The following is a 12638-nucleotide window of genomic DNA, read 5'->3' as shown; positions in this document are numbered from 1 at the left end:
TATACTCTAAGAACTTATATATATTTCTTAGAATTTACATATTTTTTTATGCTATATTAACACTATAAAGAAAAAGAAAACGATATCAAAGTTTTCTTAACATTCTAATCAAATTTTAATTTTAGTTATTACAACTAAATCATGTTTTATTTTTTTAAGATAATATTATCAAAATCATTTTATATATACTCTGAACCAATTAAAAACGCCTAACAGGCGAGTCTTTCGACTCACTTGTTAAGCGCGTAAAGGGGACTAAATTATACGATGACCAAGTAAAGTAATCCTGCAAGAATTGCACCGATCATTGGAGCGACAACTGGGATCCAAGCGTATCCCCAGTTAGAACCACCTTTGTTCGCGATTGGTAAGAATTGGTGTGCAATTCTTGGACCTAAGTCACGAGCAGGGTTAATTGCGTATCCTGTTGATCCACCTAGTGAAAGACCAATTGAAAGGATTAGTACCCCAACAACAAGTGGGTTCAAACCTTCAGTAAAGGTGTTTTGACCAAACATCATTAGACCAAATACGAGTACGAACGTACCGATAGCTTCTGAAAGAATATTGCTTACAGTGTCTTCGATTTCAGCGGCTGTTGCAAATGTTCCTAAAATTGCGCCTTGATCCGTAGTGATTCTGAAGTGTGCTAGATACGTTAACCATACTAGAACTGCTCCGGCAATACCTCCAGCTACTTGAGCGATGATGAACGGTATAACTAATGCCCACTCAAAATCTCCAATAATGGCCATACCGAGTGTTACAGCTGGATTTAAGTGCGCGGGTCCCATAAATCCAGCGATGTAAACAGCCATTGTTACCGCTGCTCCCCATCCCATTGTGATGGCAACCCATCCAGCGCCTTCAGCTTTACTCTTTTTCAAACTAACGGCAGCTACTACACCGTCACCTAGTAAAATCAAAAACATTGTTCCTAAAAATTCACTAAAAATCGTTAACATATCTCCACTCATCTAACTCAGTCTCCCTTTAATGTTTTTAAATCAGATTCAGCAATTGCTTTTTCCAATTCATTTTTGTACTGTGCTCTTGCTTCATCTGACCATTCATTATAGCGAGCCATTTCAGAAATCACTGGTTCGATGATGTTGTCCAAGGTGTCTCTCATAAACAGCATATGATTGGTACGGCGAATCAAGAAATCACTTGGTGTTAAAGCCATTTCTTCTTGCATGGCATAACGTAAACTAATGGTATCTGCCATCGTTAAGCCTTCTACTTGTTCGACATCATCCAGTAGCGCATAAACTTTAGGTGTGTTTGATCCATAAAGATTCGCCAAGTAAGTCGCTTCAGATTCACTTAAGCCTTTTTCTATACCAGATTTTGCTAAGGCTTCTGTTTCTTCGTCTACTTTTTGAGAATCGATGTCTCCACCAGATACGGCATATTTCTCAGAATCGATTAATTCGTATGATTTACCGAAGTCTCTATCTAAGATTTCAATTGCCAGTTTGATAGCGCCAAGAGCCATTTTACGGTAGTCCGTGATTTTACCACCGGCTACAGTTACTAAACCATCTTCGTCCGTCTCAAGAGAGCTTCCGCGTGATAATTTAGAGGGGCTTTCTTCTGCTTCTGGTCTGTTGCTTTCGATATTTTTGAGTACATCCGCAACTTCATAGCGTTCTACTTTACCTTGTTGGTATTGTTCAACGATAGAAATCACTTCGTCAAAGCTTTCGTCTGAAACCGTTTTGTTGCTTAAACCGTTATAGTCAGAACCACCATTTGTCGCGATTAGTGGACGTAAACCTGCCCAGCTTGATTCGATATCATCAAGCGTAATATTTGCTGATGGATAACGACCATTCACGATTTCTAACAAGTAATCCACGTCTTCTTGCTCCACTTGTGGATTTGAGAAGTCGCCTTTGTAATCTGTGTCTGTTGTACCAAAATACGTTTTTTCTTCACGAGGAATTACAAAGACCATACGTCCATCTTGTTTGCCTGTATCGAAATACGTAGGCTGTGGTACGTGTAATTTCTTGTTGTCCACGACTAAGTGAACACCTTTTGTTGGGCGCATTTGAGGGGCTGCCTCAAGTTTAGAATCCATTTGACGAATCGTGTCTGACCAAGGGCCTGTCGTATTCATCACGATACGGGCTTTAATACTGAATGTTTCACCCGTTAATAGATCTTCTACTTCTGCACCATTGGCTTTGCCGTTTTCGTCGTGTGTAATGTTCACGACTTTCATACGACTTACCATGTGTCCACCGTCTTCAGCGGCACGTTTAATATTTTCAATTACTAAACGAGCATCGTTGTTACGGTAGTCCAAGTACACACCAGCACCTAGTAAGTTTTCACTGTTCAGTTGTGGTTCAAGTTCTAGCACTTCTTCTTTTGTGAGTGTGTAATTCGCATATTTTGTTCCTGTGACACTCGCTAATTGGTCATATAAATCCATTGCAACTTTCAAAGAAAACATTGTAAATGTTGAATTTGGTTCATCATAGATTGGTAAAATCATTGGATCAGCTTTTGGAATATGTGGTGCAATCCCTTGAACAACCGCACGTTCTTGAACCGTGTCCGCTACCACTTCAACGTCGAAGTTTTTCAAGTAGCGCAAGCCACCGTGAACAAGTTTCGTTGAACGAGAAGACGTTCCTTCTGCAAAATCCTGCATTTCTACAAGACCGGTTTTAAGACCAGAAGCGCTGGCCTGCAAAGCAGACCCCGCTCCTGTAATCCCGCCACCAATAATGAGCACATCTAGTGTTTCTTCTTTTAAAGCTTGAATATCTTGCTTTCTTCTTTCAATTGAGAAAACCATTAATCTTTTCCTCCTATGCTGCTCTTCCTACTACGCTTCTGGTTTATATACTTGAGTTGCTTTAACAGCTAATCTCCAGTTTTTGTATAATTTTTCGCGTTCTTCTTTTGACATTTGTGGCTCAAACGTGCCGCCTTCTTCGTACATGTCTTTGATTTCGTCCATACTTTCCCAGAATCCAACTGCTAAACCAGCAAGGTAAGCTGCACCTAGTGCTGTTGTTTCCAAGTTGTGAGCACGTTGAACTTTAGTACCTAAGATGTCTGCTTGGAATTGTAATAACCAATCGTTATTCGCTGCTCCACCATCTACTTTTAGTAATGGAATATCGATTCCAGCATCTTTGTTCATTGTATCGATAACGTCACGTGCTTGGTAAGCAATAGATTGTAGAGTCGCTTTTACAAAATCTTCTTTTGTTGTTCCACGTGTTAAGCCAAAGACTGATCCACGTGCGTCTGAATCCCAGTACGGTGCGCCTAGTCCAGTAAATGCTGGAACCACAACGACTTCGTTATCGCTCTTAGATTTCTTCGCGAGCGCTTCTGAATCCGCAGAGTTTTCAATCATTTTAAGTCCATCACGTAACCATTGGATAGATGAACCGGCAACGAAGATACTACCTTCTAGTGCATAGTAAATCTTACCGTTGATACCGTAACCGATAGTCGTTAGTAAGTTGTTTTCTGAAAGCTGAGGTTTTTCACCTGTGTTCATTACAATAAATGAACCTGTACCATAAGTGTTTTTAACCATTCCAGGTTCGAAGGCCATTTGACCGAATAATGCTGCTTGTTGGTCTCCAGCCATACCTGAAATCGGAGTGTTCGCTCCGTAGAAGTGATAGTTTGCTGTTTCACCGTAAACTTCTGAGTTTGATTTAACTTCTGGCATCATTGCCATTGGAATATTCAGTAAGTCTAGGATTTCTTGATCCCACTCTAATTTGTGGATGTTATAAAGCATTGTACGACTTGCATTAGAGTAATCTGTTACGAATGATTTTCCACCTGTTAATTTCCATACTAACCAAGTATCAACCGTTCCAAACATCAATTCTCCTTTTTCAGCACGTTCTTGAGCGCCTTCTACGTTATCAAGAATCCAACGAATTTTTGTAGCTGAGAAGTAAGAATCAATAATCAAACCTGTTTTTTCGTGGATCATTTCTGAATGTCCAGCTTCGTGAAGTTTCGCAGCAATTGGTGCTGATTGACGAGATTGCCATACAACTGCATTGTAGATTGGTAATCCTGTTTCTTTATCCCAAACAATTGTTGTTTCACGTTGGTTTGTGATTCCGATACCAGCGATATTTTCTGGTTTGACACCGGATTCAATAAATGCGCCAGCAATAACGGATTGAACTGAATTCCAGATTTCATTCGGGTTGTGTTCTACCCAACCACTTTGAGGGAAAATTTGTGTGAACTCTTTTTGTGAGCTTCCAATTGTATTGAGTTGTTTGTCATAAATAATTGCTCTTGAGCTTGTTGTTCCTTGGTCAATCGCCATAATATACTTAGTCTCTGTCATGATTAAAATCCTCCTATTTATAATCCATTGTTGCAACCGATTTCTTTACTTTATTATTGTAACCGTTTTTCACTGATTAAAAATGTCAGCTTTTTTTGATTTTTTGAATTTTTTGAGAGTTTTTTATTTTGATTGGAAGTATTTTGTGATTTCAATAATGCTTTAACACCAACAAAGATACCGTTTTCCTTTTAGTAGCTTGCTTTCATTGAAAAGGGTGCCAGGAAGAATGGTGGAGAGATAAAATGATGTTAGTCCCTCTCTACTTAGTAAAGTGCTAGAAGAGGAATTGAGAACTTGTTTAATACCCTCTTGTAAAGTCAAATAGGAAAAAGCTTTACATCTTCCTTTTATTTCCTAAAAAAAAGAACAAGCTACAGGATAGACACTGTGCTTGTTCTAGGCATTCAGTTCTTGAATGATTCTTTGAATATTTTCCATATCAAAGGATGACAGTATTTCAGAGAGGATATAGACACGAGCTTCTTGATACTGATGTTCTTCGTCTGGTTTTTCGTTTGTTAGGATCAGGTCATAAGTTTTACCAGGCTGATACACTTCGATATGAATCCCGTTAATAGGACGCATTTTAAGAATCAGTAATTGACTGAGTGTATCTTTGTAAAGTCCATCCATTTTCAGGTCAATGCCAATTTGGATCACTGTCGTCATCTTGAATGAAATCAGCGTCAGCAAGCTAATGTACTTGAGTAATTCCATCTTCAGTAAACTGTTGTCGCTCACTTCTGTGCTCATAAATTTATCTGTACTGGTCGTGAGTAAAGTTCGAGCAAGTGGCACAAGGTTCTTTCCAACCACTTGCTTTTCTCTCGCCATCATTTCCTCGTACTCATAGATTTCGATATCTCCTTGAAAAAAATACAGTCTTGTATGAATATGGGTCAAATGATAATACATATCTCGTTCCAGCATATAAGGAAGTTTGCGAAACTTGAAATGAATGATAATCGTTTCTACTATATACGTGTCCAGTGAAGCGATTGGGGCATGCCGGTCACGAATCAGTGTATACTCATGAAAGTCATGTTCCGTCAGGATCGGAAAAGCGAGTAAGAAAGCAAAGTGAAGCATCGCCTCTTCTTCATCAACCTCTATCGAATACCGACTGTAATAGCGCAAGACCATGACATGTATTTTATGATACAAGGGGTCTTTTAAATAGGGTTGCATTTGTTTGCGCAGTTGTTTGTAGTTTTTATTTTTGTTGGTGATTCTAGATTTACTGATGATCAGCCAAATATTCAAGCGCTGACGGTTCTCAGGAACCACGTTCACTTGCAGGAAGTTTTCTACGGACTGTACTGCTTGCGTGATTTGCTGGTCGGAGCGCAAACTGATCAGGGCGGATTTATCTTCTATATAATAGTAGAACTGAAAATAAAAATAGCGGATCTGCAGTTCTTCTCCTTGTAGTTGTCCGTTGCGAATCTTGAGTCCGAATTCTTTTAAGTGTGTATTCAGTTCTTTGATTTTGCGGAACAAAGAAGAGTCACTGATCGCCAGTTGTTGGGTTAATTGAGTGATTGAAAACTCTTGGTGCTTGAACAAGAAATTGATGATTTCTATTTTAATAGACTGATCAAGGTATAACCGGTAAATTTGCTGCAGTGAAATATCATCACTCATCGTTAACTCAATTTGTTGGCCATCATAATGAACTTGAACCTGTTGACCGAAAACAGCAATCCGAGAAGTGATAGATTCTAGATCATTTTCAAGTGAAGCTTTTGAAATGGATAAATGATCTAGCATTTCCCCGTAAGAAAGCACGCCATTGTTCAAGACAAGTTGTTTGAATACGGTGATTTCTCTGACTTCATTTTTTTCAAGGAAGTGTTCAACTTTCATCTTCTTCAACCCTCTCTTCCATCCAAGAGACTAGGTTCGTGGTTGAGACCATCTGAGAATATGAAGGATTAAAGAAAAAATCTTTCTGCTGCAAGTCTTCTAAAGTCTGTTTTGTTTGAATCGCTAACGCCATTGTATTGATTTTTTCTAAAATGTTGGCTGTTGAAATCATTTGAGCACCTAAAAGTACGTGAGTCTCGGCATCATAAACCCATTTTAGCGTAACGGTATCTGAATTTGGCAAACTATTTAAGCGTACGGTTTGTCGACGGGTTTCAACTGTCTGGTTCGTAAACAAGCTTTCTGCTTCAGTCATTCCGGTACTGGCTACAAAGTATCCAAATACAGAAGTCCCGATTGTACGTAAAGAGCCGTTAAATTGAACGGTTGGTTCCATTAGATTGGCCGCAGCTACGATTCCTGTCCGCACAGCATTGTTGATCAGTGGAATGTAAACCATGTCTTCTCCTGGACCAGAAAGCTGGATGCAGTCGCCTACTGCAAAGACATCTTGCACAGAGGTTCTGAGATATCGGTCAACGGCAATTGTTTGATCCATATGCAGCTCAATCTGATCATCTAGAAAATGTAGGTTTGGCCTTACGTTCACACCCATAATGACGGCGTCACTTGTAATGGACGCTTCACCAAGGTGAACGGTAACTTTTTGATCGGATTCTGTTTCTATAGAAGAAACGGTTTGTCTTAGTTTTAAATCGATGCCTTTTTCGATCATCTTCTGCTCAATCGGTAGTATCATGTCTTCATCCAGGTATTTAAATAAAACGTAGTCCATACTTTCAATCAGTGTCACTTGTTTTTCTTGCTTGTTTAACAGATCAGCGGCTTCTATTCCAACTTGACCGCCGCCAATGATTGTAATATGCTGGCTTTCTTCTACTTTGGATAAAGCAGCTTGCGCTTCTCCGTAACGTTTATATTTCAATACACTCTCATGATTACTGCCATCGATTTTCTCTGATAGCTGTCTCGAGCCCGTTGCGATAATCAATTTATCATAGGTCATGATTTCTTCTTGTTCTTGAGCGTCGTAATAAAGGACTTTCTGTTTCGTATTGATCTTCTGAACGGTAGCGCCTAGCTCGCAATGAATGCGTTCTTTATCCAACTGTTCTTGGGTAATGAAACGAGCATCATCTAGATTCTCGATTTGATTGTCCCAGTATAAATGTAGCCCATTTGGAATGTAGCCTAAAGTAGCTTGCTTCTCCAGCAGGACAATTTCTGCCTGAATATGTTTTTTTCGTACTTCCAAAGCGGCAGCTACCCCCGCAAAAGATGCCCCTATAATGACTACTTTCATTCCTCTACTCCTCATCGATCGGTTTTGGATTAGTATACCATAGAGAGGAATAGACTAGTAGAATGGATAAAAGCCTATCTTTTTCAGGTCATTAAAGTTTTACTGGCCATGTTTCTTCTGTGAAGGCCATTTCCCAGAACATTAATTCAAGCTGACAACTTTTCAAAAAAGCATCTTTCATGCGTTTTTTCTCTGCATCAGAAGCAGTTTCGGCATATTCATCTAATCGATTTCTAAATTGTCCAGTTCCTTCTGTTGATGCATAAAACGTGATCCACTCATAAAATGGATGGTCTTCTTGTACATTTAGTTTATTTTTCAAATAGACGCCAATTTCATAATACGTCCAGGGGCACGGCAGCAATACGGCAAGGATTTCTCCAATGCGACCTTTATTGGCAACATCTAGCATGTGTCGAGTGTAGTTTAAAGCAGTAGGCGCTAGCGGCTCATATTGTAATTCATCATAATTCACTCCGGCTACCTCACAAAAATTGTTGTGTGGATGTATTTCCTCATTCAAAATAAAAGCCATTTTATCGTGAAACAGACGCATATCTTCTCTTTTCTCACAACGAGAAATCGCCAGTCCGTAAATCTGGATGAAGGTATTTAAATATTCAAAGTCTTGCTTAACATAATGAATCAGTTGTTCCGGTTTGAGTGTTCCTGTTTCAATTCCTTTAACAAAAGGGTGTTGGAAAATAGCCTCAAAAATCGGATCTGCTTCCATGCGTAGTTCTTCCGTAAATGTCATCTGTTTGTTTCCTCCAATAGGTTTATTTTATAAAAAGTAATGTTCTCGAACGATAAAGATTAAAACGGCGCTTGTTACTAATAGAACGCAGTAAAGTATATCTGGTTTGCCCCAGTGAATGGTTCGGTAGTAACTTCTATTTCTATCTCCAGTAAAGCCTTTTGACTCCATCGCAATCGCTGTACGTGTGGACTTACGAATCGCACTAGCCAGTAAGGGAATGCTGTAGCGACGAGTCTGCTCAACCGCTCCACGAAGGGTTTTCTTTTCTGTAATGCCTCGTAGACGGTAGGACAAGCGTAGTTGTTCCAATTCCTCTTTAAAAGTGGGCAATAATCTATACGCTACCATTAAACCATAGCCAAACTTTGGTGGTAACTTGGCATGTTGTACCATGCTGAGTAATAAAGCAGTCGGTTCGGTGGTAAAGATAAATAGTAGCGACCAAGTACCAAAAACGACGCTTCTTAATCCTAAAGAAATGCCGTGCATGAGATTTTCTAAAGCAATCGGCATTCCTAAAACGGTAAACAAAATGGTTTGCCCACGCTCAGATGGAAATACCGTATAAATCCATATGAAAGACAATCCAAATAGGAAAAAAGGGATGGTCGTCAGTAACACTAGCTTGATCGGGACCTTTCCTAATAAGACAATCACCGAAAACGTCATAATGTAAATTAAAAGCGGCGTCCAAGGATCCAAAAAAAGCAACATGGTTAAAACAACCGTTATCAAACTCACTAATTTAAGCAAGGGATTCACAGATTGCAAGAACCCTTCTTGTTTTTGTATACGATCAAGCATACTGTTTCCCTCTACTTTCGTTTACAAGTCTCTCCAAACTCAACTGTTCCGGCACAATCAAGTTTGCTTGGCTGACAATAGAATGATTCGAAGGGGTATGGAACAAGGCTTGCGGTGAGCCTTGATACAAGCATTTCCCTTCATCCAGTACAATCACTTTAGAAGCATACCGCTCCACTAAATCCATATCATGTGTGATCATAATAAAGGTAAAGCCTTCTTGTTGCTTCTTAACTAATTGCGCCATTAACGCCTTTGTATTCGCTGCATCTTGACCAAATGTCGGTTCATCTAGTATCAAGCATTTTTGTCCATTCGCTAACATAATGGCAACCGATAGACGTCTTTTCTGTCCTTGTGACAAGGTATAAGGATGTGCCTTTTTCAATTTAGCCAGACCAAACTCTTCAAGCAAGACATCCGTTTCTGTCTCCCAGTTTTCTAGTTGAAGCAAAGACGGACCAAATGCCATTTCCGCTGCAACCGACTCCGCAATAAACTGTAATTCTGGTCTTTGAAAGACTAAGCTAACTTCTTGCAGAAATTCTGTATCGCTATAATCTTGCAAATTTTTTTGTTTAAATGAGATACTTCCAGCCTCAGGTGTTAACGCCCGAACCATCAGTTTTGCTAATGTAGATTTTCCTGCTCCGTTTTCTCCAACAATCGCTACGATACTACCTTTTTCTACGGAAAAGGATAAATCATTAAACAAGGATGCTTGTTCTGGATAGTGAAAAGTTAGATTAGACACTTTAAGTAATGTCTCTTTCTTCTCATTTAAAACTATTGGAAGAGGTGGAGAAGATGCTTCTATTTGACCCTTCAATTCTATTCCCGTTAGAGGAAAAGGATTCCAGTTTTCTCCAGTTTTCAAAGCCAATGTAGAAGCGTAAGGTAGAAAAATGCCTTCTTTCATTAAGATCTTTCCTTGTTGCTGAAACACTTCTCGCGGAGAACCTTGTACGATTTTATAGCCTTCTTTATCCAAAGCAATGACCTCGTCTATGATCGGTAGTACGTCTTCGACTTGATGTTCAATCACAATCAAGGTTTTCCCGGTATCCTTCGACCACTCATTGAGTAATTTGATTAAGTCTCGACTGGATTGCGGATCCAGATTAGCAGTCGGTTCATCCAGAATCAGTACATCCGGATCAATTGCCATCAAACAGGCAAAAGCCAATTTCTGCTTCATCCCTCCAGACAGCGAATAAATAGCCTCTTTTCGACGATCAAACAACCCGACTTTTTTTAAAGACGACTCGATCACTTTATCCATCTCTATTTTTGAATAAGAGAGATTTTCCAGACCAAAAGCCACTTCTTCCTCTACTGTGACCATACAAAACTGTGTTTCGGGGTCTTGAAAAAGTATTGCAACTTGCTTGCTTAAACTTCCTTGTGCGCTTGCTTGTGGATCAATCTCGCCCACTAGGATTTTTCCTGTAACGGATGCCTCTATGGATTGGGGAATCAATCCATTCAGTGCTAAGATAAGAGAACTTTTCCCGGCACCACTGGGACCAATCAGCAAAGTTCTCTTACCGCTTGAGAATACAGCAGAAAAATCTTCGATTGCAGGTTTTTTTCTAAAAGGATACTGGATAGTTAAGTTTTCACATTTTATCCTAGCCATCAACAGCACGTCCTTGATTTCCTTTCATTACGGGGAAGGAATCTAGTACCCCCGTTTTACCCAATGACTCTGCAATCAACACACTCCACCATCCGGTAATACCACCGCTTAAGAGCATGATGATGATCAAAGAAGTCAACATCCAAGGCGCCAAAAGATTCCATTCAAATAAGTAATACGACGTTAAAAAGTTCCCCATCGTTCCAGCCATTCCCATCAGAATAATCGTCTTCCTTCCCCAAGCTTTGTACATCAAAATCAGTAGAATCAGTTCACACGCTAGTCCTTGTGTAAAACCAAGTATTAAAACAGAACCTGCGCTAACCGAACCGACAAGTACTTCTGTTAAAGCCGCCATCATTTGTGCCACAAAAGCCACTCCTGGTTTTTGAATAATGTAACCACACACTGTACATGCCATAATCCATAAACCGGATAAAATAGCTGTAGAAAAAGGCCCTATAGCTGCTCCGAACGTTCCGTTAATGAAAATCCAGAAAAGATATAAGATTCCGAAAACAATTGAAATCACCGACATTGCAATCACATCGCGCAAAGTCATCTTCTTATTTTTGTTCATTTATCTATGTCCTCCTAAACTATTTTTGAGGAGAGTGAAGATCAGCAGCAGCCTGTTTGAACTTGAGTAGATAATCCAAGGTAAGTAAAAGACGGCCCTTAAAAAATATGTATTCAATTTAAGTTGAATTTTAATGGACTAATATTTAGTAACATTCGCTCCACACAAAAAAGCCACTCTACTTTTTTGCGTAGAGTGGCTCACTAAATGTTCATCATTGTCAAAAAGCATACCTATCCATACTGGGTAGATATTCCTTTATCAAAAAATTCGTGGCTCACTTCCCTACGCTAGTATTAACTAGATCAGGTTCAAAGGGACTAAGCAACTGCTTTTCTCAGCCAACGATCAATTGGCGCCCCTAGTGAAAGATATTCAATTTTCTTTCAAAATCATTGTGACATACCCTTTCAATAAAAGCAACAAGATTTTATTCGCTTACAATTAGATTCCTTTTAGTCTCCAAATCTGATTGATAGCAGAAAACAGTTTATTCTAATGATAACGCTAGTCATAAAAAAGTGAAAATTTCTAATGTAACTATTTTTAAAAAATCGAAAACAAAAAAACAAGGTGCTGGGAAATAAGTAATCATCTATATTTAAGTCTACAGTATATTCTTGAATCAGGTCTTGAAGACTACTTAAATACAAAATTCTAGTTTTTCCAGTTTTTTGTTCTATAATTCTTGGGTTTTTTGAGGAGATAATGTCTTTCTTTTTCAGTTTAACAATATCTGACATACGCAATCCACTATTGATTCCAATTAAAAATAGAAAAACGTCTCTCTTAGCATTTTTGTTTCTTCGCAAACAAAATAAGAAGTCATTTATCTCTTGCTGTGTTCTTAACGGCTGTACATTATAAGTCATTGAAATGCTCTCTCCTTAGATTGTTATGATACATGATTCTAATCATGATACCACTAAATCGTGTATTGGACACTACAATAAAAAAAGAACCCTATAGGTATGGGATTCTTGATACATGATTTTATCTAATTTCATGTATTAGATGGTAACACCTCCCTTTATTTTCGTTATTACCTGTAACGAAAATAAAGGAAGGTGAAGGGTATGTTATCAGCAAACGTCTATATACCAATAAATGCTAAGATTTTAGTACTTGTTGAAGAAATAAAAGACTATTTAGAAACGCAATTGCTTATTCAAGCCATGCAGCAAGATGTTATTGAAAATGTAATTGTTGCCTTACGTACTCAATATAAAATAACAGTATTAGAAAAAGGATTCTATTGCTTTTTAAGCGATAGAATCCTTTTTCTAATCAAAAAATGTTTATATTCAATTTAGT

The 12638-nt window shown here is 38.7% G+C and carries 10 protein-coding genes, 1 pseudogene and 1 riboswitch; of the genes and pseudogenes, 1 reads left to right on the top strand and 10 read right to left on the bottom strand.

Annotation, left to right across the window (positions count from 1 at the left end; genetic code table 11):
• Positions 1-260: 260 nt before the first annotated feature.
• The 10 genes and pseudogenes from LG377_RS03100 to LG377_RS03055 form a co-directional block, all read right to left on the bottom strand.
• Complete coding sequence (locus tag LG377_RS03100) at positions 261-977, bottom strand: MIP/aquaporin family protein (RefSeq protein ID WP_225743251.1); 717 nt, start codon at positions 975-977, stop codon at positions 261-263.
• Positions 978-982: 5 nt separating this feature from the next.
• Entirely contained in the window at positions 983-2812 is a 1830-nt protein-coding gene (gene glpO, locus LG377_RS03095) for a type 1 glycerol-3-phosphate oxidase (protein ID WP_225743250.1), read from the bottom strand.
• Between the two features lie 30 nt (positions 2813-2842).
• Positions 2843-4348 carry a glycerol kinase GlpK gene (gene glpK / locus LG377_RS03090; RefSeq protein WP_225743249.1) on the bottom strand — a complete coding sequence of 502 codons (1506 nt, stop codon included), beginning with the start codon at positions 4346-4348 and terminating at the stop codon, positions 2843-2845.
• Between the two features lie 399 nt (positions 4349-4747).
• Positions 4748-6217 (bottom strand): helix-turn-helix domain-containing protein, encoded by a 1470-nt coding sequence (locus LG377_RS03085; RefSeq protein WP_225744617.1) that lies wholly within the window; start codon positions 6215-6217, stop codon positions 4748-4750.
• Positions 6207-7541: an FAD-dependent oxidoreductase gene (locus LG377_RS03080; protein WP_225743248.1), complete on the bottom strand. Its 1335-nt coding sequence runs from the start codon at positions 7539-7541 to the stop codon at positions 6207-6209. Before LG377_RS03080 ends, LG377_RS03085 begins: the two co-directional genes overlap by 11 nt.
• Before the next feature lie 91 nt (positions 7542-7632).
• Entirely contained in the window at positions 7633-8298 is a 666-nt protein-coding gene (gene tenA, locus LG377_RS03075) for a thiaminase II (protein WP_225743247.1), read from the bottom strand.
• Positions 8299-8325: 27 nt separating this feature from the next.
• Positions 8326-9105: an energy-coupling factor transporter transmembrane protein EcfT gene (locus LG377_RS03070; protein ID WP_225743246.1), complete on the bottom strand. Its 780-nt coding sequence runs from the start codon at positions 9103-9105 to the stop codon at positions 8326-8328.
• A complete protein-coding gene (locus LG377_RS03065) occupies positions 9098-10744 on the bottom strand; it encodes an ABC transporter ATP-binding protein (protein ID WP_225743245.1) in 1647 nt (548 codons plus the stop codon). Before LG377_RS03065 ends, LG377_RS03070 begins: the two co-directional genes overlap by 8 nt.
• Positions 10737-11324, bottom strand: a complete 588-nt coding sequence (locus LG377_RS03060) for an ECF transporter S component (RefSeq protein ID WP_225743244.1) — start codon at positions 11322-11324, stop codon at positions 10737-10739. Before LG377_RS03060 ends, LG377_RS03065 begins: the two co-directional genes overlap by 8 nt.
• A 265-nt stretch (positions 11325-11589) precedes the next feature.
• Positions 11590-11697, bottom strand: a riboswitch (TPP riboswitch).
• Between the two features lie 199 nt (positions 11698-11896).
• Positions 11897-12196: pseudogene (locus LG377_RS03055) on the bottom strand (tyrosine-type recombinase/integrase); the annotation flags it as partial.
• Positions 12197-12400: 204 nt separating this feature from the next.
• Here LG377_RS03055 and LG377_RS03050 point away from each other — a divergent pair.
• Positions 12401-12637: a hypothetical protein gene (locus tag LG377_RS03050; RefSeq protein ID WP_225743243.1), complete on the top strand. Its 237-nt coding sequence runs from the start codon at positions 12401-12403 to the stop codon at positions 12635-12637.
• Position 12638: the final 1 nt, after the last annotated feature.

The sequence above is a fragment of the Marinilactibacillus sp. Marseille-P9653 genome (assembly GCF_916618885.1).
Lineage (GTDB): Bacteria > Bacillota > Bacilli > Lactobacillales > Carnobacteriaceae_A > Marinilactibacillus.
The sequence above is the reverse complement of the archived record's forward strand: the minus strand, read 5'-3'. Positions and strand labels throughout refer to the sequence as shown.

Excerpts from the sequence above, each read along its gene's own strand:
- tenA (WP_225743247.1), bottom strand. The coding sequence starts at position 8,298 with ATGACATTTACGGAAGAACTACGCATGGAAGCAGATCCGATTTTTGAG.
- LG377_RS03060 (WP_225743244.1), bottom strand. The coding sequence starts at position 11,324 with ATGAACAAAAATAAGAAGATGACTTTGCGCGATGTGATTGCAATGTCG.
- LG377_RS03100 (WP_225743251.1), bottom strand. The coding sequence starts at position 977 with ATGAGTGGAGATATGTTAACGATTTTTAGTGAATTTTTAGGAACAATG.
- LG377_RS03070 (WP_225743246.1), bottom strand. The coding sequence starts at position 9,105 with ATGCTTGATCGTATACAAAAACAAGAAGGGTTCTTGCAATCTGTGAAT.
- LG377_RS03085 (WP_225744617.1), bottom strand. The coding sequence starts at position 6,217 with ATGAAAGTTGAACACTTCCTTGAAAAAAATGAAGTCAGAGAAATCACC.
- glpK (WP_225743249.1), bottom strand. The coding sequence starts at position 4,348 with ATGACAGAGACTAAGTATATTATGGCGATTGACCAAGGAACAACAAGC.
- LG377_RS03065 (WP_225743245.1), bottom strand. The coding sequence starts at position 10,744 with ATGGCTAGGATAAAATGTGAAAACTTAACTATCCAGTATCCTTTTAGA.
- glpO (WP_225743250.1), bottom strand. The coding sequence starts at position 2,812 with ATGGTTTTCTCAATTGAAAGAAGAAAGCAAGATATTCAAGCTTTAAAA.
- LG377_RS03080 (WP_225743248.1), bottom strand. The coding sequence starts at position 7,541 with ATGAAAGTAGTCATTATAGGGGCATCTTTTGCGGGGGTAGCTGCCGCT.
- LG377_RS03050 (WP_225743243.1), top strand. The coding sequence starts at position 12,401 with ATGTTATCAGCAAACGTCTATATACCAATAAATGCTAAGATTTTAGTA.